The following is a 25,007-nucleotide window of genomic DNA, read 5'->3' on the forward strand; positions in this document are numbered from 1 at the left end:
ATCATCCATCTAAGCACGTCTCTCCCTTAGGGTAAAAAACTTAAGCAGGGTAGGCATATAGTCTTGGTTAGTATTTATATCTAACAGATCAACACCACAAGCCTTTATTATATTACTTATATTATCATCCCGTTTTTTAATCAGCTCCTTATATACTTTTCTTGTTTTAGAGTTATTTGTATCAACTTCCACAATCTCTCCACTCTCTAAATCTTCAAGGGTTATTATTCCAATAGATGGTATATCTATCTCATTTTGATCCTTAACTCTTACGGATATAAGATCATGATGTTTTCCAGATGACTTTATTTTAGTTTTAAAATTATCTGGTAGATTATTTATACTAAAGTCCGAGATTAAAAAGGCTACAACTGTTTTACTAAATGTCTTATTAACAAAGTTAAGAACTTTTAATATATCTGTTTTTTTTCCTACAGGTTTAAAAAATAGTAGCTCTCTAATAATTCTTAGAAGGTGGGTTCTACTTTTAGCCGGAGGGATAAATAGTTCTATTCTGTCTGTAAAAAGTATCAAACCTACTTTGTCATTGTTTTTCTCTGCAGAGAATGCTAAAACACTGGATAACTCGGCAATTAACTCTTTTTTACTCTGGGCTGAACCAAATATTGTAGAGGGACTAATATCAACCATTAAAATAATTGTCCTCTCCCTCTCTTCGTTATATTTTTTTATATGGGGGGTGCCCTGTCTTGCTGTTACATTCCAGTCGATGTTTTTAACATCATCCCCATTTACATACTCTCTAATCTCGCTAAAGTTCATCCCTTGACCCTTAAACACAGAGTGGTAGTGACCTGCTAAGGCATCATTAACTAAATTCTTAGTTTTAATTTCGAGATTTTTAACTTTTTTTAAAACTTCCTTTGTAAAGTTTTTTTCCATTTTATGGTACCGGTACTGTTTCTAAAATTCTGTTTAAAATATCTAGACTTGTTAACTCTTCAGCCTCTGCCTCGAATGTTAAACCGATTCTATGTCTTAGTACATCAGGGGCTATAGCCTTTATATCTGCTGGGGTTACATAACCTCTTCCTTGTAGGTAGGCGTAGGCTTTAGCTCCATCCCTTAGGTTTATAGTTGCTCTTGGGGATGCTCCAATTTTAATATAATCCTTAATATCTATACCAAACTTTTGTGGGTCCCTAGTTGCATAAACAATAGATACAATATAGTCCTTAATATTGTCATCCATATAGATATCTTTAACTATCTCCTTTGTTTTAAGAAGTTCCGATATATTTACAACATTATCAGCCTTTTTAGGTAGATTAGAACCACCCATATCTAGAATTATTCTCTCCTCGGAGACTGTAGGATAGTCGATTACAACTTTTAACATAAACCTGTCTAACTGGGCCTCGGGTAGTGGGTATGTTCCCTCCTGCTCCACTGGGTTTTGGGTTGCTAAAACTAAAAAAGGTGAGGGGAGTTTAAAGGTTTCGTTACCAATTGTTACCTGTTTCTCCTGCATTGCTTCTAGAAGTGCACTTTGAACCTTAGCAGGGGCTCTGTTAATTTCGTCGGCTAAAATAAGGTTTGCATCGATAGGCCCTTTTTTTACTATAAAGTCTAGGTCCTTAGGGTTGTATATCTGGGTTCCTGTTATGTCTGCTGGTAACATATCCGGTGTAAATTGAACCCTTTTAAAGTCAATATTTATACACTCTGCAAGGGTTTTAAGGGTTAGGGTTTTAGCTAGTCCTGGAACACCTTCTAACAATACATGTCCATCTGTTAACATTGCTATTAATAACCTGTCTATTAGTCTATTTTGACCAATTACAATTCTACCCATCTCTTTTCTAAAACGTGTAATCCATTCAGATGTATCTTTTACCATACTGTTTATTTCGTTTATATCAACTGTCCTAATCATTGAACTTTCCATACCTGCTCCTATATTACATAAATAATATATGGTATTGGCCTTACTTGTACATTTCTCTTTTATTAAATAAATGTAATGTTTATTTGGGCATAAAAAAACAGGCTCCTAGAAGCCTGTTAAAGTGTTTTAAATTATCTTAGTATAGGTTTATATATTTTACACCCTCATAAGTTCCACCACCAACATAGTGAACTTTAAAGTTTATATACATATCATAACCACTCCACCAATTATCATCATCATCTAAGAGGTGTTGAAGATTTGAATAATATATATCCACATAATTTCCATTAGTCAGCATATATCCTGTTTGATAGGCCCAATTATAATAGTACCCACAAACAGCTCCTTGATGATCTGTAATTTGCCACTCTATAGATTCAACTGCTAGGTTGCTATTATTAGGTGTTATGTAGAATCTACTATTACCATCAGCATCACCACTATAACTTAAGTAGTCTGGTCCTGAGATATTAAAAGAGTAGTCTATAGTATTATTCTCAAACGCATTAGTTATTGCTGGACTTAAAAGACTTGAATCTGTGAAATTTTCAGTTCCAAATAGTGTTGTAGACTCATTATATGATCTAAAATCAAATACATCTTTATTAAATGAATCTCTTAATAGAATACCTCTTTCTCCAGTATCTGGTTTATCATTATTATTAACATCATGGAATACTATTACAGAGTATGTTTCTTTACCTAGAAAGTCGAAATAGGTATTTATATAGCTATAGTTGTAAAAGCTTTTTACCCTAGTATTGTGAATATCGTAGGTTCCTCCATATACTGGAATTAACATTACTTTTATAGGGTTCGAATCATAAGTTAAAGCTATTGGTACATCTAAATTAACCCGTATCTCATTATTTACAAACTCTTCTCCAGCACTTAGATCATACTCTGGATATGCTGAGTTTAATATAGCATCACAACCTGTAAAAAGAAGTATGACGATGCTTGTTAATATAATTATAAGTTTTTGTTTCATCTTTTATCTCCTTTTATAAGTGTAATACAAAACCGATAGATGGAATTATTCTAGACATAAAATCATCCATAGCACCTGGTTCCTGGTCTGAAAGTCTAGACATGGTTGCAGATAGTTGATCAAAACTATTAAACATAGATGTCCCTGTAAAATTAATACTAAATGCACCAAACTGGTACCCAGCACCTATTCTAAGGTTAACACCTAAACCTGCATCCTCAACTTGTTCGTACTGGCTGTGGATGTATAGGTCATTAAAACCTATTGTTGCTAATAGGTATATTGGACCAATTTTAGGTCTAATACCAAAATCTAGGAAGTTCATAAAACCCGGGGCATTTATACCACTAACCGGTGTACCATCGGCCTCTGTGTATGTTGTTGTTTGGTATACAAACCAGGGTGGCACAATTAACGAATCGTAGGATGCGTAAAACAACCACCAAAAAGAGTAACCAAAATGGAACCCTAAAAGGCTCTCATCACTAGTACTATCAGCTCCAACCCATTGCATTGCTGCCGCTGTTTCTTCTGTTACTAATACATCTCCTGGGGTAAAAGATAACCCAAGTTCTATTTCAGCGAAGATTGTTGTTGATAGTAATACCAGTGTAATTAAAACTGCTATTTTTTTCTTCATTTATAACTCCTTTTAAAATAACTACATTTAATTTTATGATTAAAAAATATAAAATTCAAATGTTTTGAAGGCATTTCTAATAATTAAACAGTAGTTTATTACAATTGTGTTACTATTATAAAGAAAAAACCTACTCCAATAAAAGAGTAGGCCTAAGAATTATATAATAATATAAATTACATTACATCAGATTTAAGAATGTCGATTATTAGTTTAGAGAATTTCTCTTTTACCATCTGTCCTGTTTCTATAACTTCATCACCATCTAGTGGTTGGTCAAGAATTCCAGCTGCCATATTTGTTATACATGATATTCCTAATACTCTAATACCAGCATGAACAGCAACTGTAGTCTCAGGTACTGTGGACATCCCTACAGCATCTGCACCTAGGGTTCTTAAAGCTTTAATCTCCCCTGGTGTCTCGTAACTAGGACCTGTCATATATGCATAGATTCCCTCTTTAAGAGTAAGACCAGATTTTTTTGCAATTTCATGAACTTTTTTTCTAGACTCCTTAGAGTAAGGGTCGGACATATCGTTAAACCGTGGTCCAAAATCCTTATAGTTAGGACCAATTAAAGGATTGGTGCAGAACATGGATAGGTGGTCTGATATTAACATTAAGTCACCTGGAGCAAATGTTGTATTAACTCCACCTGCAGCATTTGTTACAATTAGATCTGTTATTCCTAACATTTTCATGGTTCTTACCGGGAATACTACTACATCCATGTCGTAACCTTCGTAGAAGTGGAAACGCCCCTGCATTAGTAGCACATTTTCGCCTTCTAACTCTCCAATAACTAATCTACCCTTATGTCCCGGTGCAGTAGATGTAGGGAAGGCTGGAATATCTGCATAGTTTAAGTATACAGGGTTTTTTACATCCTCAGCTAACTCCCCAAGTCCTGAGCCTAGAATAATTGCTCTAGTAGGCATAACATCTACCTTACTTTTAATATATTCTGCCGCTTTTTTTATATTTTCTAAATCCTTCATTATATCTCCTTATATTTAATAGTAGTATTATCTTTTACCAGAATCAAATGGTTCTCCAGCAGCCCTTGGAGCACTGGAACTTTTAGAGAAAAGTATTAGTGCTATTAGGGTCATAACATATGGGAAAACCTTTAATATTATACCTGGTATTTGTGCTAAAGCCGGTACCGCCTGGGAAACATTTGCAACAGTACTAGCAAATCCAAAGAAGAATGTTGCTCCTACAATTCCAAGGGGTTTCCATTGACCAAAAATTAGTGCTGCTAGTGCTAAAAATCCTAGTCCTGCAACTGATCCGTTAAACTCTCCAGAGTATGTTACTAAAATTATTGCTCCACCTAAACCAGCAAAGGCACCTGATATTATTACACCTAAGTATCTAATATTATGAACTTTTATACCAGCTGCATCCGCTGCCTGCGGGTGCTCTCCACATGCTCTTAATCTTAGACCGAAAGCTGTTTTATATATTACAAACCAGGATGCTATAACAATTATAATTACTAACCAGGTTGATGGATAGGTATTTGTAAAAAACATTTTACCAAGTAGTGGAATATCCTTAAGCAGGGGGATAGACCATCTGTTAAAACCCATTGTTATTCTTATGTTTCCACTACCTGTAAAACTTCTTGCTACAAAAATTGTTAATGCTCCAGCTATCATGTTTATAGCTGTACCACTTATTACCTGGTTAGCATTTAGGTTAATACTTGCAAAGGCGTGTAGTAGGGAGAAAATACCTCCTAATATCATAGCTGTTAATAAACCTAACCAGATAGCTGGTGTTTGGGGCATAAAATTTTCATAAATATTTATTGATATTGCACTAGCAAATGAACCTACAACCATAAGTCCTTCAAGTCCAATGTTTACAACTCCACTTCTTTCACTAAAAAGTCCACCTAGACTTGTAATTAGTAAAGGAATTGTAAAGGCTACAGCATATGGGAAAAGATTTAAAATTATATCCATTATTTTTTCTCCTTAAGTTTTAATGTAAGTTTGTTTAACCCACGTTCAATTAATACACTTACTGCAGAGAAGTATATAATTGTTGCAATTATTGTATCTCCAATCTCTGGTGGAATATCTGTCATAGCACTCATAAATCCTTTACCTGAGTGGAGTAGACCAAAGAATATAGCCCCTGCTAAGGCTCCATATGGGTTGTTTGCACCTAAAAGGGCAACTGCTATTCCATCAAAACCTGCTGTAGGTAGTATTCCTATCTGCATATTAGATGCGTAACCAACGTAGAAAGTAGCTCCTGCTAAACCAGATAAAGCCCCGGCAATAACCATTGAGAGTACAATGTTTTGGTTTACATTCATACCAGAGTATAGGGCTGCATCCTTATTAAACCCTGTAGCTTTCATCCTAAAACCTGTAACTGTTCTATTAAGTATTACAGATATTATTATTACTACTATAACTGCGATAAAAAATCCTAAATTTATATATGAACCATTAAAAAGCTCTGTTAACCATCCTAACTTTAATGATGAGTACTCTGGAATAAGTCTAGACTCTGTTTCAAGGGATTGTCCTTTAAAATATGCTGGTATTGTGTAATATACAATCCAGTAGGCTATCCAGTTCATCATAATTGTTGCTACAACTTCATGTACATTAAATTTAGCTTTAAGGTAACCAGGAACTATACCCCAAATACCACCACCTATCATAGATGCTAAAATTATTATAGGTAACATAACAGCTTTTGGTAAGTTAAGTGTAAGGGCTATAGCTGTGGCAAATAGACCACCCATTAACATCTGTCCAGAAGCTCCAATATTAAAAAGTCCGGTTTTAAACGCAAAAGCTACAGAGAGTCCAGTTAGGATAATAGGAGTAGCGGTAGCTAACGTATTTCCAACTCTCTCTATACTCATTAACCCACCTTTAAAAAGATAGGTATACCCAGTAAATGGATTATTTCCAATTAAAGTCATTAATAAGGCACCGGCAAGTAATCCTAAAATAACGGATATTATACCTACTATTAATTTATTATTTTTCAAAGTTCTCTCCTTTAGTTATTCCAGCCATCATTAACCCAACTTCGTTTTCGTTGGTTTCTGCTGAATTTACAACGCCTATAAGGTTTCCACTGTTTAAAACAGCTACTCTATCTGAAAGATCTAAAACTTCATCTAATTCAAGGGAGATTAAAAGTACTGCTTTACCTTGATCCCTCTGTTCTATTAATCTTTTGTGAATATACTCAATTGACCCAACATCTAAACCCCTTGTAGGTTGTACCGCTATTAAAAGGTCAGGGTTGTGTTTGATTTCTCTTCCAATTATTGCTTTTTGCTGGTTACCTCCAGACATAGTTCTAGTAATAGAGACAGGGCCTCGACCTGATCTTACATCAAAGTCTTTAATAATCTCTAATGCGTGTTCCCTAATAGGTTTAGTCTGTAAAAATCCATTTTTTGAGAAGGGTTCATTGGATATTATTTCAATAACCATGTTCTCTTCAATTGAGTAATCTAAAACTAGACCGTGTTTATGTCTATCTTCTGGTATATGTGCTATTCCTACATTTAATCTCTCTTTAATAGAGAAGTTGGTAATATTTTGACCATTATGGATAATTTGACCACTTTCGGCACTTCTTAAACCGGTTATAGCTTCCACTAACTCGTTTTGACCATTTCCATCAACACCAGCAATACCTACAATCTCTCCAGCTTTTATTTCTAGGCTGAAATCTTTTAATCCTAAAACTTTTCTAGAGTTTAAAACATTAAGATTTTCTAGTTTTAATATAGTCTCTCCAGGAGTACAATCCTTTTTATCAACTTTAAATGAGATTTTTCTCCCTACCATCATCTCTGCCATTTGGGAGACAGAACTCTCTTTTACATTAACAGTATCTATAACTTTTCCACGTCTAATTACCGTACATCTGTCAGCAGCTTCTTTTATCTCTTTTAATTTATGTGTAATTAAAATTATAGATTTACCCTCATCTATAAGGCTTTTAAATATTTTTAGTAGTTCCTTTATCTCTTGTGGGGTTAATACTGCTGTAGGTTCATCGAATATTAATACTTCTGCATCTCGGTATAACATTTTTAGAATCTCTACTCTCTGCTGCATTCCAACAGAGACATCTTCTATTTTTGCAAAGGGATCCACGTCTAAGTTATACTTATCGGATAAGGATTTTATCTTTTTTGCAGCGTCTTCTAAATTTAATAGTAGACCTTTTGGTTCCATTCCTAAAACAATGTTCTCAGTTACTGTAAAATTATGTACAAGTTTAAAATGCTGGTGAACCATTCCAATTCCATACTCCGATGCATGGTTTGGGTTGTTTATTTTTGCTTTTTTACCCTTTATTTTTATTTCACCTTGTTCAGGTTTGTATAGACCAAAAAGAATACTCATTAGAGTTGATTTACCAGCTCCATTTTCTCCTAATAGGGCTAAAACTTCCCCTTTTTTTAGGTTTATTGAAATATTGTCATTTGCAATTATTCCAGGGAATTCTTTTGTAATATTTGACATCTCTACAACGTATTCCATTTATATATCTCCCATAAGATTTTATCTTGATGTAAGATTACAATGCTTTTTCTGATACGTCAAACAATTATTTCATAAATTTTACATTTTATTACATTAGGTTTTTTTGATAATAAAAAAAGGCTGCATTAAGCAGCCTTTTACCTAAGCTTCTACCTTATATAGCTTAGTTAGAAAGTAAATGTCTATTAAGACTATTCCAAAGTTCATAATAAATGTTGGAAATGAACCAATTAATATTGAATAGACAGAGAACATTGCTGCTCCTATTAAATTGATCCAACGTAATTTAATTATCGATCCCATTGTTAAGGATATTAAAACAACAAACGAACCCATATAACCAAAAATCTCTAATAGACTAATCCCAAATAATTCCAAAAAAAACTCCTATAATTTAAATCTGTAGGGTAGTAATTCATCAATATCTAATATTTTATAATCACCCTTTAAATTCCCTAAAATAATAACACTATCATCATTAGCAAACTCACTAATAACCTGTCTGCATGCTCCGCATGGGCTAACTGGTCCAGTTGTATCTGCTACAATGGCAATAACACTTATGCTTTCCATTCCCTGGGTTTTTGCTGTAAAAATTGCAGTTCTCTCTGCACAGTTAGTAAGTCCATAGGAGCCGTTTTCAATATTTGCTCCTATATGGGTATTACCGTTGTTATCTATTAAAGCAGCTCCTACCTTAAAGTTAGAGTAGGGGGTGTAGGCTCTCTCTCTTGCCTGTATTGCTTTGTTTACGATATCTTGTATCTCTGCTTCTGTCATATTTACTCCTTAAATTAGGGTTGAAAAGCTATTATCTAAATCTGTTCCAAGTAGTAGATTCTCAATTGTAGATGCAATATCTGTAAATGACTCTCTTACTCCTAGGTTGCTAGGTTTTACATTTTTTCCTGCAACTAATACTGGAATGTACTCCCTTGTATGGTCTGAACCGGCAAATGTTGGATCACAACCGTGATCTGCAGTTATAATTAACAGTTCAGATTCCCCCATATTAGATAATATTTCTGGTATATAGGAGTCAAACTCTTCAAGGGCTTTTTTATAACCTAAAGGATCCCTTCTATGACCATATAACATATCAAAGTCTACTAGGTTTGTAAAAATTAGACCCTTTGTATCCTCTTTTAAGGCAGATAGGGTTTTTTGTATTCCATCTAGGTTACTTTTATTTGTCCCCTTAGTCTCTGTAATACCTTCTCCACAGAAAATGTCGTTTATTTTACCAATAGCAACTACGTCTAATCCACTATCTTTTATTCTGTTTAGAGCAGTTGGACTATCTGGTTTAATAGCATAGTCATGTCTATTTGCTGTTCTAGTGTAGTTACCCTTTTCCCCAATATATGGCCTTGCAATTACTCTGGCAACAGGTGATAGCTCATTACATATTTCAAGGGCTATTTCACAAGCTTTGTATAACTCTTTAAGTGGTATCTGTTCCTCGTGGGCTGCAATCTGTATTACAGGGTCAGCAGATGTGTAAACTATCCATTTCCCACTGTTTTTTTGTTCTTCCCCATAGTCATCTAATACTTTAGTTCCTGAGTATGGAAGGTTACATAGAACTCCACGGCCTGTTCTTTTTTCAAGTTCTTGTAATACTTTGTCTGAAAATCCATTAGGGTATGATGGGAAGGGAGTCTCTTTAACTAGACCTGCTAATTCCCAGTGCCCTACAGTTGTATCTTTTCCCTTGGATTTCTCCATAGCTTTCCCATAAGCACCTGTGGTATCTGTAGTTGGTTTTACACCTAATATATTTGTTAAATTACCAAGGCCTAATTTTTCCATGTTTGGTAGATTTAACCCACCACAACTCTCTGCTATATGGCCAAATGTATTGCTTCCCACATCACCGAATTTATCTGCATCTGGAAGCTCTCCTACACCTGCACTATCTAATACTATTAGTGTTACTCTATCAATTTTGTCCATGTAAAACTCCTTAATATTGTCCTTCTACGGCTTTTCCAGTTGTCATTAATGATACGCCTGAGCTAGTTCCAAGCCTTGTTACGCCCATATCTATATATTTTGTAGCTGTTTCGAGGTCACGAACACCACCAGAAGCTTTTATCTGCGCTTTACCTTCTACAATGGATTTCATTATCTCTACATCTTCAAAAGTTGCTCCGTTTGTTCCAAATCCAGTTGAAGTTTTTACAAAATCAGCTCCAGCTGAAACAGATAGTCTACAAGCTTCCCTTATTTCGTCTTTAGTTAAATAACAAGTTTCAAGGATCACTTTTAGAACATTAGTACCAATACTCTTTTTAATATCTCTGATCTCTTGTTCTACTTCTTTGTACATGCCTGATTTCATAAAACCAACATTTAAAACCATGTCAATTTCATTTGCACCGTTATTTATACAGTTTTTTGCTTCGTTTATTTTACTACTACTATCCATAGCACCAAGAGGGAAGCCTACAACTGCTGCAACTTTAACATCTGAACCTTCTAACTCTTTTTTAGCTAATTCAACATAACAGCCGTTAACACAAACAGAGTAGAACTTGTATTGGGTAGCTTCTTTACATAATTTCTTTATATCATCTGGTGTTGTAACTGCCTTTAAAACCGTATGGTCTATGTATCTATTTAATTCCATTCTTATCTCCTAATAACCTTTTTCTAAGTAATATTTTTTCATCATCACTAATAAATGCATGATTTATGGCATTTAAATTAAATAGTAAAATATCTTCACTATCTACTTCAAAATATTTTTTTAACAATAAAACTTCATTGTTAAAATTTGTATTTGAAACTCTTCTGTTATCACTATTTAAAGTAACTTCTACCTTGTCTTTTAAGTATTGCATTATAGGATACTCTGAAAAATTTGGTATAGCATTTGTATCTAGGTTGCTTTTAGGGCAACACTCAAGACATATGTTGTTCTCCTTAATTAGTGCCAGGGCGTTTTTATCCTCATAGGCTCTAATACCGTGGCCTAATCTAGATGCGCCAAGTTCAATTGCATCAATTATACTCTTGCAGCCTCTAGCTTCCCCTGCGTGTATAGTAAAGGGAATATTCTCTCTTTTGGCCTTGGTGAAGAAGTTTTTAAAAAGTGTAACAGGGAAACCTGCCTCATCTCCTGCAAGATCTAGTCCTACAACTCCTCTTTTTTTATATCTTTTACATAGATCTATTAAAAAATAGTTGTCTTCCTCTTTTATATGCCTCATGGCGCATAGCAGTAGAGTCACTTTTATATCATATTTCTCCATAGCCCTATCAAAGCCGGTTAAAATGGATTCCACTACTAAATTAGGAGTTAGCCCCTTTTTTATGTGTTGAATAGGGGCAACCCTAATCTCTGCATAGATAGTGTTTTCTAATGCTAAATCTTCTACTAACTCAAAGGATACTCTCTCTAATGCCTCTTCTGTCTGCAGAATAGCAATTGGTAGGTCGAATTTTTTTAAGTAATCAACTAGGGTTTTATCCCTCTCTCCAATGGAGACCATCTCCTCTACTTTTTCTAAGGTTATATCCTGGGGTAGAACCTTACTTGAAACCCCTAACTCATGTAGTGTCTCCACTCGAATAGAGCCATCAAGGTGCAGGTGTAGTTCTACTTTCTTAACATCATTCATCTCTGTAACCTAAACATTAACCGATTCAATTTCAATAACAATATCCCGCTCTTTTGTTTGAGTATTGGATATTGTGTAAGCATCTAATATCATCTGTTTAGAGCTCTCAATGTTTTTATCATCATTATAATAAACAGTTGCTAAAAGTTCCCCTGTCTCAATTTTATCCCCAACTTTCTTGTTTAGAATTAATCCAACGGCGTGGTCAATAACATCCTCTTTTGTTGCTCTTCCCGCACCTAAAACCATAGCAGCCTTACCAATTGTTTCAGCCTCTATCGTGTTAACATAACCTGAATCTTTAGCGTAAACAGCTACTGAGTTTTTCGCTGTTGGTAGTAGTTTATAGTCATCAACTATGTTTTCATCACCACCTGCTGATTTTATAAAGGCTTTAAGCATCTTAGCCGGCTTTCCACTCTGTATCATATCTTCGACCATTTGTCGTCCCTTATCTAAATCTTTAACATCGCCTTTAAGTTGTAAACCTATAGCGGCAAGTGTTTTTACAAGGTATGAAAACTCTTTAGGACCTCTACCTTTTATTGTCTCTATAGCCTCAATTATTTCAAGGGAGTTTCCTACGGCAAAACCTAGGGGTTGGTCCATATCTGTTATGCAAGTAACAACTTTTCTATCTAATGAGTCACCAATTTCTCTCATTGTTTTTGCTAGCTTTCTTGCATCATCCAGACTCTTCATAAATGCACCACTACCAGTTTTAACATCTAGAATAATTCCATCAGCATGAACTGCTAGTTTTTTACTCATAATAGATGCTGCAATTAAAGGTATACTTGAAACTGTAGCTGTAACATCCCTTAAAGAGTATAGTTTCTTATCTAAAGGTACTATTTTATCAGAGTAACCCATAATTCCTGTACCACACTCATTAACTAACTCTACCAACTCCTCTTTTGTTTCTGGGAAAGTAAAGCCTTTAATTGATTCGAACTTATCAATTGTACCACCTGTATGGCCTAGTCCTCTTCCTGATAGTTTAGCTGTTCCTATATCAAAACTAGCAAATAGGGGAGCTAACGCTATAGTTGTTTTATCACCAACACCACCGGTGCTGTGTTTATCAATTAATATTTTATTTATACCTTTAAAATCGATTAAATCTCCGGAATTCATCATTTTTTCAGTAAATACTTTTAATTCATGTTTTTCCATTCCATTAAAGTAAACAGCCATTAAAAATGCAGACATTTGGTAGTCTGGAACATTACCTTCTAAGTACTCATCTAGTAAATAAGCGATCTCTGTATCCGATAGTTTAATACCATCTCTTTTATTCTGAATAATATCTACAATTCTCATGTTAACTCCTTAACTCTATTTATATGACTTATTTATATAATAGTCTAATTTTTGTTACTTGTAAAACAATATTTGTAATTTTCTGTAATAAAATGTAATTTAATGTAAGTAGATGAAATTTTTATATGTTGTAAGATTTTATAAGTTGGGTTAATATGTTTTAAGATGAAAACTTTACCAAGAAAAAAAATAGTAATAGATGATGTTGCAAAGAGTGCTGGAGTTTCCACTGCTACAGTATCCAGGGTTATAAATGGATATGAAGGGGTTAGTATAGATGTCTCCAATAGGGTTAATGCTGCAATAGAAGAGTTAGGGTATATAAAGCCTATTAAACCAAAAGACAGGTCAAATTCCAATAAAAAGATTGGCGTTGTCGTTCCAAACATACAAAACCCATACTCTTCAAATCTTGTGAAGCAGATTGAGGATACACTGGATAATTTTGGTTACTCTGTTATGGTTATGGATTCAAAAAATGATCCAGATAAGTCTATAAACTGTGTTGAAACCCTTATTGATAGTGGTGTTGCAGGATTAGTATATATTCCTACACATATTAAGTGTGAACAAGAGAATGTTCTTAAGGATATAGACCTTCCTATAGTATTTTTAGGTAGAAAGGTTGACTTTAAAGAAGCTTGTTTTGTTGGTTCTGAAACATTTATAGGTGCATATAATGGAGCAAAGTATCTTCTTAGTCTTGGACATAAGGATATACTCTATATTACTGGTGATAGCAGTAATTTAAGTGAAAAAAGTAGTGCTAGTGTGGATAAGCAGGGGTATAGTGGTTTTATTGAGGCTTTAGAAGAGAGTGGTATAAACTTTGATAAAGATAACCTGGTATCCGGGGACTATAATATGAATACTACATATGAACTTGTAAGAGAAGCTATTACTAATAAGAGCTTTACTGCTATTTTTACTTCCGGTGATGTTATGGCCTATGGTGCATATAAGGCAGTATTAAGTTCAGGTTTATCTGTACCTAATGATATATCGATTCTAGGTTTTGATGATCTACCAATGTCATCTGTATTAGACTTAACAACAATTTCTCAAAATGCCTTTGGTATTGGTCAAAATGCTGGTCTTTTATTACATGATCTTATTGAGGAGAGAAAAGAGGGTCCACAGGAGATAATACTTCCTACTAATCTGTGTATTAGATCAACCTGTGGAATTAAAAAGGAGTAATTAACTCCTTTTTTTATAAAAACTTTTACCCTTTTTATTCCCTGCTTTCGGGTTATATTGGAATGGATCAGGAACTTTTTTCTTTGAAGGCTTATTTTCATCAGCTTTAGGTTTAAAACCAGTAACTCCAACCACATTGATACTATTTTTAAGCATCTTTTCGATTTTTTTAAGTTGTTGCTTTTCATCTGGTGATACTAGGGATATAGCTTTACCACTTTTCCCTGCTCTACCAGTTCTACCTATTCTATGAACATAATCTTCAGCGACTTGGGGTAGGTCATAGTTAACTACATGGCTTAAGTCCTCTAAGTGAATTCCTCTAGCTGCAACATCTGTTGCAATTAACGCTTGAAGGTCTCCCTTTTTAAAATCCTTAAGGGCTCTAGTTCTTGCCCCCTGACTTTTATCCCCATGGATAGCTGCAGATGGTATTCCGTTTTTATCTAAACTTTTTGCAAGTCTATTAGCTCCATGTTTTGTTCTAACAAAAACTAAAACCTGATACCAATTTTCGGTCTCAATTAGATGTTTTAGTAGGTGTTGTTTCTGAGTTTTATCTATGTGATGAACAATTTGATCAACCTTCTCTGCGGCACTATTTCTCTTTGTAACTTCTACTGATTTTGGGTTTTTTAGAAGTTCATGGGCTAGGGCTCTAATCTCAGTCCCATAGGTAGCAGAGAATAGTAGGTTTTGTCTTACATTAGGAAGTTTAGTCATTATTTTTTTTATATCCCTAATAAAACCCATATCCAACATTCGATCTGCTTCATCTAGAACAAATATTTCAATACTGCCTAAATTAAGTGTACCCTGGCTTAAATGATCTAATAGCCTACCTGGTGTAGCAACTAAAATATCAACACCATTTTTTAATGCTGAGATCTGGGGGTTTATTTTAACCCCACCAAAAATAGTTAAAATATTAAGTTTTAGATTATTTCCATAGTGTCTAAAACTCTCTCCAACCTGGGCTGCTAACTCCCGTGTCGGTGTTAATATTAAGGCTCTAGGGTGTTTCGATACTCTCTCTTTATCACTTAAGTTATTTAAAATAGGAAGGGCAAAGGCTGCTGTCTTTCCTGTTCCTGTTTGGGCTCCACCAAGAAGGTCTCTTCCTTCTAAAATTGCAGGTATCGCTCCTACCTGTATTGGAGTAGCCTCTTTGTAACCCTTAGATTCAACTGCTCTAAGAATTTGGGAATTTAATCCCAGTTTATCAAATTTCAATTATAATTCTCCTAAACCAACCTGCATTAATAAATGCTCCAGTCTAGGTGGTTATAACTTTTTAATCAGTTTTTTGACTGGATAATTACTGTCGAACTGGAAAAATAACATTTATATCAAAAAAAGTATATAAAGGAATTCTATATATTAGAAAATAATTTGATTAGTTACATTTACCCGACTATTATATTGTTTTACAATTATAGAATGGATGATGTTAGAGAGCAGTTTATAAAAGAGAGGGAGGAGAGGTATGGTGGTAGTATATCTTTTATCTCATTTGCGAAGTATATAGGAAGTTCTTTGGGTAATAAGCCTGAGAATTTAAGTGGTTTAATCTATATAATAGGACAAAATATCTATTTTGAAGATTTTCAACCATCCCCTAGTATTTTATTAACTAATAGGGATCAGACCCCCTATAGGAAATTTGAAATAGCAATTAACTTGGATGATATTTTAGAAGCTGTAAATGTAAAAGAGTTAGAATGTAAGAAATCTATAAATGGTCTTACACCTAGTAGCGAAATAACAGGAATTAAAACCTGGTTTGAAAAACTCTTTTTTAAATCTGTAGTTATGATAAGGTTAAAGGATAAAAGTTCTATCTTCTTGGATATTACAAATAATAAGGTATTTTTAACCAAAATTTGATCTTATCTCTTTTTAAACTTATATTTTAGACATGAAGAATATAAACTCGATAAAAAATAGAATTTCTGTAAGATCTTTTAAGGATAGAGAACTTAGTGAATCTTTAACTAAACAAATCCAGGAACTAGTGAATAAAAGATATGTAGGTCCATTTGGTAATGAGATCAAATTTAAGATTATTGATACAAAGAGTAGGGAGTTAGCCAGTTTAGGTAAGATGACATCTTATGGTGTTATAAAAGGGGCTAGGCTCTATATTGTTGGTTATTGTAAACCTGACAATGAGTCTCTATATGATTATGGCTACTGTTTAGAAGAGCTAATACTAGATTTAACAGACTTAAATGTTGGGACTTGTTGGTTAGGTGGTACATTTGGTAGAGGTTTTATATCAAAGGCTGTTGACTTACCAGATAATATGGTTATACCTGCAATTACTCCAATTGGTCTTATCCATGAGAAACGAAAATTTAGTGATAAATTGGTTAGGTATATTGCTAAATCTGATAAGAGGAAAACCCATGACCAACTATTTTTTAACCTAAATAAGTCTGGGGATGTATCTGTTTTAGATTTTAATGAGAATAAACCCAATGTTACACAACTTCTTGAAATGGTTAGAATCGCCCCTTCAGCTTCCAACAAACAGCCATGGAGAATTATAGTAAATAGAAGTAGTTTACACCTCTATTGGGATTATGACCAAGCATATAATTCAGGTATTAAAAGCCATAATATTCAGGCTCTTGATATGGGTATTGCTCTTTCACATTTGAAAATAAGTGCAGATGATTTAGGAATAAGTAACTCTTTCTCTGTTAATAATCCTAATATTGATAATGTGTCTTGGAACTATGTAGGAACATTTAACATAGGGGAGTAAAAAATGAAGAAGTGCTTATTATTAACTACCCAGGGGATAATCACAATATTGCTAAAAATCAAAGGGTTGCCCAGGAGGCTGACTTAGAGTGGTTTAGAGGGTTTATTAACAGATAAAAAATATGCCATTTGGCATATATTAAATAGGTGAAAGTAGCTTTAACATATTAGAAGGAGTAGTAAGTATGATTTCTAATAAAACTATGGAACACCTGGAAAAAATAGCCAGTAAAAACAGTTGTGAGCTTAATCAAGAGTGTGTAGAACTAATTGTAAAAGGTTTTGTTGAAAAGCTTGAGTGTTTTGATAATTTAGTTAAGGATAACTCTTTAGAAGAGATAAAATACTTTAATAAAGATGATCCATCCGGGGTTTTAGTTATAACATATTCTGGTTCACTATTAAGTATTGGGCCACTTAAAAATGGGGTTAGAAAGTCTAGGTATGCAAGCATTGGCATTAGAAGAGATGTCCCAAAGATTGCTACCGATGACTTCTCGACTCTGCTTAGTGATATTTCTATGGATAAGTCTATACATTTTAAATCAGGGCCAATAAATAAGACTTCCTGTATTTATAAGTTAGCAAGGGTACAAAACAACTTAGATTTAGAAAAACAGGAGACTATATTAAGTGGTGCTACTATGGTTTTAGTTAAAGAGTTTATTAAGGTAAATAATGAGTATTAAAACTCAATAATATCCTTGTAATCCACATGATACTCCCCACTATGAAGGTGGTTATAACTTATAACATTTATTAAATTATCCTTGGTTTTAAGAACTCCTCTGCTAAAGTGTCCTAGATATTCACTTTTAACTATTTCACCCTTAAAATTAATTGAATTTTCTTGGCTTTTACCTAGTTTAACTGATTCTGGCCTAAAAAAGAGTTTCCTGTTTTCTAATATAATATAGTTTGACTCACCTATAAATTTACCAACAAATAGGTTCTTTGGTTTTGTATATAGTTGTGTAGGGGTAGAGAACTGCTGCAATCTACCATTTTTTAATAGTGCTATTCTGTTAGAGACAGTTAATGCCTCTTCCTGGTCATGGGTAACATAAAGAGTTGTTATTTTAAACTCTTCTTGAATCGATTTGATCTCATATCTAAGTCTCTTTCTAAGGTCTGCATCTAGGGCACTAAGTGGCTCATCAAGTAGGAGAAGTCTAGGTTTTATAGCTAAGCTTCTGCCTAAAGCGACCCTCTGTTTCTCTCCCCCAGACAATTGGGAAATAACTCTTTTATTGTAATCCTTAAGGTGAAGAGAGTCTAAAATAAAATTTACCTCATCCTTTATAATACTTTTCTTGATATTTCTAGCTTTTAAACCGTAGCCAATATTATCCTCTACATTTAGATGGGGAAATAAGGCGTAGTTTTGAAAAACAATACCTATATTTCTTTTATTAGGAGGAATCTTATTCATATTTATTCCATCTAAAATAAAATCCCCTTTATCTGGTTGTAAAAAACCTGCAGCTATTCTAAGGGCTGTTGTTTTTCCACAACCACTAGGACCTAAAAGGGTAACCAGTTCACCCTTATTTATACTTAAATCTAACTTTAGGTTAAAACTATCTAAGTTTACTTCTATATCTTTCCACTCTACAAACATTCTAAATATCCACGCTATCCATTAATCTAAATGATAAAAAACTTAATAATAAGAGTATAGAGCCAAGGGCACACGCTCCGTAAAAATTATATGAACCTATTAATTGATAAATTGCTAGGGGTAGTGTCACAAAACCTGATGGAGCTAACATAATTGATGCATTCATCTCTCCTACAGATAGAGAGAATGAAAATACTCCTGCAGTTATTATACCTCCTTTAATAAGGGGTAGCTCTACCTTTAAAAAAGTTTTAAACCTTCTGTATCCCAGGGACTCTGAAGCTTCTATTAGAGAGATATCAATAGTCTTGTAGATATTATTAATCGACCTAATTGAGATAGGCAGAGATATAAATGTATGGGCAAAAACTATAAAAATAAATGAGCCTGGCAGGTTTAGATTTAGGTAGCTTAATCCAATTATTATAGATGATATTCCCATGGGTAAAAAGAATAAAATTGTATATATGGATTTAAGTTTAAAATTTTTATTTATATTAAATGTAACTAATAGGGCCATGGGTATAGTCATTAAAAGAGTTGATAAGCCTAGTAGTAGGGAGTTTTTTATCGCTTCAATAGATGTCATATTAAAGCTATTTGTTAAACTTCCAAAAATTGATTTATACCAGTGAAGGGAGAAATAGACTCCTCCTGTAAAGCCCTCTTTTCTTAAAAATGAGCTAATAACTATAGCTACTAGGGGTGCTACTAATATTAATGTTAAGGGTATAATATAGGTTGAAAATAATAACCCTGTTTTAATACTAATTTTTTTAACCAGGTTACTTCCATCAATAAACTTAGGCTCTCTCGATTCACTTTTAAGGTATAAAAATAGAATTAACAGAGTAAATAGACTCTCTATTATGGAAAGGGAGGCCGCCTTAGGAATATTTAGGGATATACGTGCAAATCTGTAAACTTCAACCTCTATTGTTGATAAATTTGGTCCACCACCTAAAACAAGTATTATACCAAAACTCATAAAGCAATATAAAAATATCAGGGTAAAACTTGTTAAAATACTTGATGTTAAATAGGGAATTGTAACTTTAAAAAAAGTCTTAATCTTTCCTAGACCTAGGGAGTATGAAGCCTCTATAACCTCATAGGGTATTTTTTTCCATCTAGAGGATATAATTCTAATGGCCAGGGGGGTGTTATAAAATATATGGGCTAATAAAACAGCTTTAATGGAGTATAGAATTTTTAAAGGTGGAGATTTAAGTTCAAATAAACTCATTAATAAATTATTTAAATAACCACTATTTCCAAAAAGTAAAACAAAGCCTAATACAGTTAAAATTGATGGTAGAATAAATGGTAGAGTTGATAGGGATAAAAATACTCTCTTACCAATAAAGTTGTATCTTGTTAAAAGATATGCTCCAGGTATTCCTATTAAAACAGATAATAGGGCACTTAAAAGCCCTTGATAAACCGTAAATGATATTATCTTCTTATAATAAAAACTATTATAAATATCCTTAAAAAATTCAAAATTTAAACCTTGAATTAAAACCTTTAAAAGGGGGAGATAAAAAATAGTAATTAGGAAGAGAAGTGGCAGTAAAATTAGAATTTTACTGCCTTTTATTTTAAACACTATTTTACAGCGTTTTCCGACCACTGATTAATCCAGACTTCGTAATTCTTTTCAATATCACTAAAGTCTAGTTGTAGGGATGTCTCAGGTTTTAGGGCTGAATCATAGGATTTTGGTAGTTCTACAGAGTTATTTACAGGAAACATCCAGTTTGTAAGTGGAATGATCTGTTGTGCATCTGCAGATAACATAAAGTCGATGAATTTTTTAGCATTAACTTCATTTTTAGAACCTTTAACAATACCTAAACCTTCTAATTGCATATAGTTCCCTTCTTCAAAAAGTAGAGCTTTATATCGATTATTATCTTCATACTCTATATGGTAGCTGGGACTTGTTGTATAACTTAATACCATAGGAGCTTCCCCCTGGGTAAAAAGTCCATAACCTGATGTCCAACCATCGGTTATAGTTAAAATTGAAGGTTTTAATCTGTTCCAGTAGTCTAAGTATTTATCCCCATATACTGAGATTGTCCATAATAGAAATCCTAAACCTGGGCTAGAAGTTCTTGGGTCCATAAGGATTAAAGAGTTTTTATACTCGGGTTTTGTTAAATCTTCTAAAGATTTTGGTGGATTACTTAATACTTTTGAGTCATAAATAATTGAGAAGTATCCGTAGTCAAAGGGGATAAGGCTACTCTTTTTATCAAATTGAAGCCCCTTATCTAAGCTCTTAACAGTGTCACTAGAGTATGGTTTAAGAACATCACTCTTTAAAGCTTTAGCTAATAAATTGTTGTCTATACCAATTACTATATCTGCTTTTGGTGCCTCTTTTTCACTAATAACCTTTGTTAATACAGATCCTGCATCACCAAAACTTACCATGTTAACTTTTACACCATACTTCTCTTCAAAAAGTGGAACTATTTGAGGTCCTGGACCCCACTCAGAGGTAAAAGAGTCATAGGCATAGATGACTAATTCATCTGTAACTGTTTGTTTTTCTTCATTATTACTTGATGCAAATAATGAGAAGGACATAACTATTAATAAAAATAGAAGTGTTAGTTTTTTCATTTTTTTTCTCCCAAAATGCTTTTTTGGGGGTATTGAGATAAGTTCTCCCTACGTTGGAATTATCCAAATCAGGTTAACGGGTTTAATCTCAGATCACAAAGAGTGAACACCCCGGAATTACCTCACATTACATTTTTTTATAAATTAAGTAAACATATATCTATCAAATTCTGAAACCAATAAAAAATGAGTGTTCAGCAATCTCTATATCATCTAAATATGTATTATTAAGTGTATTATTGGAGAATATATCTTCAAATTCAAAATTTATACCAGCAAATATTGCAAAGTCATCCCATAACGGTAGAGCTAACTTTAAGCTTAAATTTGGATGACTTCTTAAATATTCAATATTGTTTTTAGTATATAACAATCTGTTATTTAAGGAGAAGTCAGCTTCAGTATATAGACTTCCTAGTGGGATATGAAGACCTAACCCTGCCCCAATACTAAAGGTCTCAATATTTTGTAGGTCCTTAGGTAATCCAACATATAGTAGATGATATAAAATACTAGATCCAAACTGATAATCTATAAACTGTTCTTTAGTTGTATCATTGTACCTATAGTTAAAGTTTTTTATTCCATCTGTTGAGATATTTATTAATCCAATAGAGAGGCCTTTAATATCCTTATTAATATTAATTAGACCTATTTGAGTTCCATATACATAGTCAGCTTTATTAACTAGGGATATCTGAGCACCATAAACATTATCTGCACTATTATAAAGGGATGAAACTTGTATACCTTTAAACTGCTCCCCACTGTTAAATAAAGATGATATTTGCAAACCATTCATATTTTTAGACATATTAAAAAGTCCAGCTAATTGGATACCAGACGTATTTTTACTACGATTATAAAGACCTGTTAGCTGTATATTAAAACCGTGGGAGTTCCCTCCTATAAAGTTGTTTAGACCAGATAATTGAACAACATTTCCCTCAGTATCAGATCCTATATGGTTAAATAGACCAGAGCTTTGAAGTGTTACAGAGTCTGAACCATTACTTATCCAATTGTATAGTCCTGAGATCTGTACTCCGTAGTTCTCAATATTCCCTCCAGTTGTATTAAATAGACCTGATAGTTGTAACCCGGAAAGATCTCCACCATTTACATTAAAGAGTGCTGAAATCTGGGCCCCAAAGGCATCATTGATAACCATACTACCTAGGGCAATTTGAAATCCATTAAGGGAACCTGCCTTAGAAAAAAGATTTATATCACTTCTTAACTCACGTATATTATCCATTGTGGACCATCCAAAAACAGCTGTGGCTTCAGGAACATTTAAATCATACTCAATTTGATTACTTTTTCCTCCACGGATTACATTCTTCTCAGGTGTAAACTCTTTATAATTATTTAGTGTTAGGGGCTTACTATCACCAACGTAGAGGGTAATTTGTTGCTTATAATATATCCCATCAACCTCTTTTATTACTGTATAAGTTGATGAAGGTACTGATATTCTAAGGGATGAACCATATTTTTTATTAACCTCACTAATTAGATTATCCTCCCTATCTCTGATAAAAAATCTACCAAAATCTTCATCAGCTAACTCAAGGCTGGACTCTGCATTTCTTAAATCTGTTAAAACGATATCTCCAGAGCCTGAGAGTCTAAAGTCATAGGATGCATGTTGTGCCCCAGCTTGTGTTGTTTCTGTCCTAGCTAGGGTCTCGTTGGAGGCGTAACTATAGGCCTCATGGAGTGATACTTTACCATCTAGGGACGTATCTGCAGCTCCCCTAAGTGCAGATACAAGAAAATGGGTAAAAAATGATGCCTGAAGAGTATTTGACTCCTGGGCTGACTCATCCTCTGCAGATGATGTGATAAATGCGTGTCCAGTTGTTTTTATAGACTCATCAACTAAAAATGCAGCACTGTGTTTACCACCTTTTAAAAGGGTAAATGCCCCAGAGGAACAGGAGTCTAGAATTCCTATTTTAACATCAGCTGTTGTGTTCTCAAGATCCTGCTTTAAGGTTAAATATGAGTATAAATCATCTCTAATTAATAATCCCTCCTCTGTTGAGTGGCCAGAGTAGTAGAATACAAGTTCAGTTCTAGTTTTATCCCCATCAGACATTATTCTTTTTGTTAATCGGTCTAGGGATCTTTTAATAGTAGATAGGGTAGGGTTTAGAAGTAATATACTATCACTTTTCTCAATCCCACCAATATCCGAGAAAACTTCTGCTATCATTTTAGCATCGGACTCTGCGTATCTTAATATGGCTCTCTCATCCCCACCATCATTAACCCCAATAAGTATAGCGTACCTTTTTACTAAACGGTTCTCATTTGAATAAAGTGATATTGATAATAGAAGAAAAATTGCTATTCTTATTTTTTTATCATTTTTTATTCCTTTAATAGTGTTATAGTTTTAATATTGTATTTTGATGGCAGTTCTAAATCTGTTACAATTTTTCCCTGATCAATTTTTATATCAAGTGTTGCATTTCTTACAAAGGAGAAATCAAATGAGCTATTTGAAGTTACTAAGTAGAATTTCTCAAAGTAGGGGGCAGCATCTAGGGTATAAGAGGATGGAAGTGTTACCTCTTTACCAATATCAAGTTTAGTAGAGCTAAAGACCTCCTCTGGATAGTGAAATGTTATATTGTTTAACCCATCAACAGAGAAGATAATCCCAAAATTGTCTGATGTCTTATATGTTATCTGTAGTTGATCATTCTCATAAACCCTATCTAGGTCTCTCAATTTTTCAATTTTATCCATATCTTTTAAATATATGTTAATCTGCTCAGAGCCCTTAAGTAGTATATCATCGCTATCTTTAGAGTCTGCTGTAGGAAGAATATTAAAAACAAGGATTAGGCATGCAGCAGCAGTTAATAGTCCTGTTACTACTTTTTTGGGGAATTTTACAATACTAGGGCTATTATCTAATCTAGTTTTTGTCTCCTCTGCAAGTTCACTAATATTAAATTTTTCAAAGAAGTTTTTATTTGAGCTCTCAATGTAATCTAAATACTCTTTATCACTCTCATTTAAATCTATCTTCTTGTTTTTTAAGTCATCCAGTTTATACTGCTCAAGGCGAAGGTTAAATTTCTTATCTGACATCTATTGCTCCTTTAATAGTAGAGACTTTTCTCTTAAATTTCTTAATCTTTTTCTAACTCCAGAGACAGAAAGGCCTACTTGGTTGGCTGTCTCCTCTAGTGTAAATCCATCAACATAGTGCAGAACTGCTATAGTTTTTGTAGAACTTTTCTCACTTTTGAATAATCGCTCTAAAAAATGATTTGTGAGAACTAATTTAGTAGGATCATCATAACTTGCAATTATTTGTAGGATCTCATCAGACTCACACTCAGGAGTGTTTTTCCTTTTTCTTATGATATTTAAGCAGGTATTTGTTGCTATTGTATATAAAAGACTTGATGGAGCATCCATAGTTAAATCATCCTTTTTTCTAATTAATTGAACAAAAACATCCTGCATCGCATCTGTAGCTTGCTCTTCATTTTTAAGCATTGTCTTACACCGTCTATAAACCATAGGTCCATATTTTTTGTACAATAATTCTATATCCATTTTCGATTCCATATATGTAAAACCTCTACCTTATTAATATGTTACTTTTTTAATTATTATATTCATTGGCAGACTAATGTAAATTAAGTTATATATTTTTATTTTGACACTTTTTGAATATTATTATATAAAAACATTTAATTTTTAAACTTTTTATTATATAGT

At 33.5% G+C, this 25,007-nt stretch carries 25 protein-coding genes and 1 riboswitch; of the genes, 4 read left to right on the plus strand and 21 right to left on the minus strand.

Translation table 11 applies throughout. The annotated features are described in order from the left end of the window. Positions 1 to 9 precede the first annotated feature (9 nt). The 14 genes from EW093_RS16065 to EW093_RS16130 all read right to left on the minus strand — a co-directional run bounded on the left by EW093_RS16065 (position 10) and on the right by EW093_RS16130 (position 13,036). A complete protein-coding gene (locus EW093_RS16065) occupies positions 10 to 903 on the minus strand; it encodes a DUF58 domain-containing protein (protein ID WP_149569372.1) in 894 nt (297 codons plus the stop codon). Position 904: 1 nt separating this feature from the next. Continuing rightward, positions 905 to 1,909 carry an AAA family ATPase gene (locus EW093_RS16070; RefSeq protein WP_246745051.1) on the minus strand — a complete coding sequence of 335 codons (1,005 nt, stop codon included), beginning with the start codon at positions 1,907 to 1,909 and terminating at the stop codon, positions 905 to 907. Positions 1,910 to 2,045: 136 nt separating this feature from the next. Further along, complete coding sequence (locus EW093_RS16075) at positions 2,046 to 2,903, minus strand: hypothetical protein (RefSeq protein WP_149569373.1); 858 nt, start codon at positions 2,901 to 2,903, stop codon at positions 2,046 to 2,048. Between the two features lie 13 nt (positions 2,904 to 2,916). Beyond that, positions 2,917 to 3,543 (minus strand): hypothetical protein, encoded by a 627-nt coding sequence (locus tag EW093_RS16080; RefSeq protein WP_149569374.1) that lies wholly within the window; start codon positions 3,541 to 3,543, stop codon positions 2,917 to 2,919. A 176-nt stretch (positions 3,544 to 3,719) separates the two neighbouring features. Then, on the minus strand, positions 3,720 to 4,544 hold the full coding sequence (locus tag EW093_RS16085; protein WP_149569375.1) for a purine-nucleoside phosphorylase: 825 nt from the start codon (positions 4,542 to 4,544) through the stop codon (positions 3,720 to 3,722). Between the two features lie 27 nt (positions 4,545 to 4,571). Next, complete coding sequence (locus EW093_RS16090; RefSeq protein WP_149569376.1) at positions 4,572 to 5,519, minus strand: ABC transporter permease; 948 nt, start codon at positions 5,517 to 5,519, stop codon at positions 4,572 to 4,574. Continuing rightward, positions 5,519 to 6,568 carry an ABC transporter permease gene (locus EW093_RS16095; RefSeq protein ID WP_149569377.1) on the minus strand — a complete coding sequence of 350 codons (1,050 nt, stop codon included), beginning with the start codon at positions 6,566 to 6,568 and terminating at the stop codon, positions 5,519 to 5,521. Before EW093_RS16095 ends, EW093_RS16090 begins: the two co-directional genes overlap by 1 nt. Beyond that, positions 6,558 to 8,084 (minus strand): ABC transporter ATP-binding protein, encoded by a 1,527-nt coding sequence (locus tag EW093_RS16100; RefSeq protein ID WP_149569378.1) that lies wholly within the window; start codon positions 8,082 to 8,084, stop codon positions 6,558 to 6,560. Before EW093_RS16100 ends, EW093_RS16095 begins: the two co-directional genes overlap by 11 nt. Before the next feature lie 144 nt (positions 8,085 to 8,228). After that, the gene (locus EW093_RS16105) at positions 8,229 to 8,465 is read right to left on the minus strand and encodes a hypothetical protein (protein ID WP_223111620.1); all 237 of its coding nucleotides are present in this window, start codon (positions 8,463 to 8,465) and stop codon (positions 8,229 to 8,231) included. A 9-nt stretch (positions 8,466 to 8,474) separates the two neighbouring features. Beyond that, entirely contained in the window at positions 8,475 to 8,867 is a 393-nt protein-coding gene (cdd, locus tag EW093_RS16110; protein WP_149569379.1) for a cytidine deaminase, read from the minus strand. Between the two features lie 9 nt (positions 8,868 to 8,876). Further along, the gene (locus EW093_RS16115) at positions 8,877 to 10,043 is read right to left on the minus strand and encodes a phosphopentomutase (protein WP_149569380.1); all 1,167 of its coding nucleotides are present in this window, start codon (positions 10,041 to 10,043) and stop codon (positions 8,877 to 8,879) included. A 10-nt stretch (positions 10,044 to 10,053) separates the two neighbouring features. Further along, positions 10,054 to 10,719 (minus strand): deoxyribose-phosphate aldolase, encoded by a 666-nt coding sequence (deoC, locus tag EW093_RS16120; protein WP_149569381.1) that lies wholly within the window; start codon positions 10,717 to 10,719, stop codon positions 10,054 to 10,056. Beyond that, on the minus strand, positions 10,706 to 11,713 hold the full coding sequence (gene add / locus EW093_RS16125; protein WP_149569382.1) for an adenosine deaminase: 1,008 nt from the start codon (positions 11,711 to 11,713) through the stop codon (positions 10,706 to 10,708). The genes deoC and add overlap by 14 nt, the downstream gene beginning before the upstream one ends. A gap of 9 nt (positions 11,714 to 11,722) precedes the next feature. Next, positions 11,723 to 13,036: a thymidine phosphorylase gene (locus tag EW093_RS16130; RefSeq protein ID WP_149569383.1), complete on the minus strand. Its 1,314-nt coding sequence runs from the start codon at positions 13,034 to 13,036 to the stop codon at positions 11,723 to 11,725. 165 nt (positions 13,037 to 13,201) lie between these two features. On the opposite strand from EW093_RS16130, the gene EW093_RS16135 reads away from it, so the two are divergent. Then, entirely contained in the window at positions 13,202 to 14,236 is a 1,035-nt protein-coding gene (locus EW093_RS16135) for a LacI family DNA-binding transcriptional regulator (protein WP_149569384.1), read from the plus strand. Here the strand turns inward: EW093_RS16135 and EW093_RS16140 are convergent, their stop codons facing one another. Beyond that, positions 14,237 to 15,469: a DEAD/DEAH box helicase gene (locus EW093_RS16140; protein ID WP_149569385.1), complete on the minus strand. Its 1,233-nt coding sequence runs from the start codon at positions 15,467 to 15,469 to the stop codon at positions 14,237 to 14,239. 207 nt (positions 15,470 to 15,676) lie between these two features. On the opposite strand from EW093_RS16140, the gene EW093_RS16145 reads away from it, so the two are divergent. The 3 genes from EW093_RS16145 (at position 15,677) to EW093_RS16155 (ending at position 17,694) form a co-directional block, all read left to right on the plus strand. Continuing rightward, positions 15,677 to 16,123, plus strand: a complete 447-nt coding sequence (locus EW093_RS16145; RefSeq protein WP_149569386.1) for a hypothetical protein — start codon at positions 15,677 to 15,679, stop codon at positions 16,121 to 16,123. Between the two features lie 31 nt (positions 16,124 to 16,154). Beyond that, positions 16,155 to 17,006 carry a nitroreductase family protein gene (locus tag EW093_RS16150; RefSeq protein WP_149569387.1) on the plus strand — a complete coding sequence of 284 codons (852 nt, stop codon included), beginning with the start codon at positions 16,155 to 16,157 and terminating at the stop codon, positions 17,004 to 17,006. Positions 17,007 to 17,190: 184 nt separating this feature from the next. Continuing rightward, positions 17,191 to 17,694: a hypothetical protein gene (locus EW093_RS16155; protein ID WP_149569388.1), complete on the plus strand. Its 504-nt coding sequence runs from the start codon at positions 17,191 to 17,193 to the stop codon at positions 17,692 to 17,694. On the opposite strand, the gene EW093_RS16160 is transcribed toward EW093_RS16155, so the two are convergent. The 6 genes from EW093_RS16160 to EW093_RS16185 form a co-directional block, all read right to left on the minus strand. Then, positions 17,691 to 18,626, minus strand: coding sequence for an ABC transporter ATP-binding protein (locus EW093_RS16160; protein ID WP_149569389.1), 936 nt, complete (start codon positions 18,624 to 18,626; stop codon positions 17,691 to 17,693). The genes EW093_RS16155 and EW093_RS16160 overlap by 4 nt on opposite strands. Before the next feature lies 1 nt (position 18,627). Further along, on the minus strand, positions 18,628 to 20,235 hold the full coding sequence (locus tag EW093_RS16165; RefSeq protein ID WP_187759752.1) for an ABC transporter permease: 1,608 nt from the start codon (positions 20,233 to 20,235) through the stop codon (positions 18,628 to 18,630). Beyond that, positions 20,235 to 21,260 carry a thiamine ABC transporter substrate-binding protein gene (locus EW093_RS16170; RefSeq protein ID WP_149569391.1) on the minus strand — a complete coding sequence of 342 codons (1,026 nt, stop codon included), beginning with the start codon at positions 21,258 to 21,260 and terminating at the stop codon, positions 20,235 to 20,237. The genes EW093_RS16165 and EW093_RS16170 overlap by 1 nt, the downstream gene beginning before the upstream one ends. Before the next feature lie 28 nt (positions 21,261 to 21,288). Continuing rightward, a riboswitch (TPP riboswitch) is annotated at positions 21,289 to 21,384 on the minus strand. A gap of 39 nt (positions 21,385 to 21,423) precedes the next feature. Then, on the minus strand, positions 21,424 to 23,652 hold the full coding sequence (locus EW093_RS16175) for a caspase family protein (RefSeq protein ID WP_149569392.1): 2,229 nt from the start codon (positions 23,650 to 23,652) through the stop codon (positions 21,424 to 21,426). Then, entirely contained in the window at positions 23,640 to 24,368 is a 729-nt protein-coding gene (locus tag EW093_RS16180) for a hypothetical protein (protein WP_149569393.1), read from the minus strand. The genes EW093_RS16175 and EW093_RS16180 overlap by 13 nt, the downstream gene beginning before the upstream one ends. Then, complete coding sequence (locus EW093_RS16185; RefSeq protein WP_187759753.1) at positions 24,369 to 24,842, minus strand: RNA polymerase sigma factor; 474 nt, start codon at positions 24,840 to 24,842, stop codon at positions 24,369 to 24,371. Positions 24,843 to 25,007: the final 165 nt, after the last annotated feature.

The organism is Thiospirochaeta perfilievii (assembly GCF_008329945.1).
GTDB lineage: Bacteria > Spirochaetota > Spirochaetia > DSM-2461 > DSM-2461 > Thiospirochaeta > Thiospirochaeta perfilievii.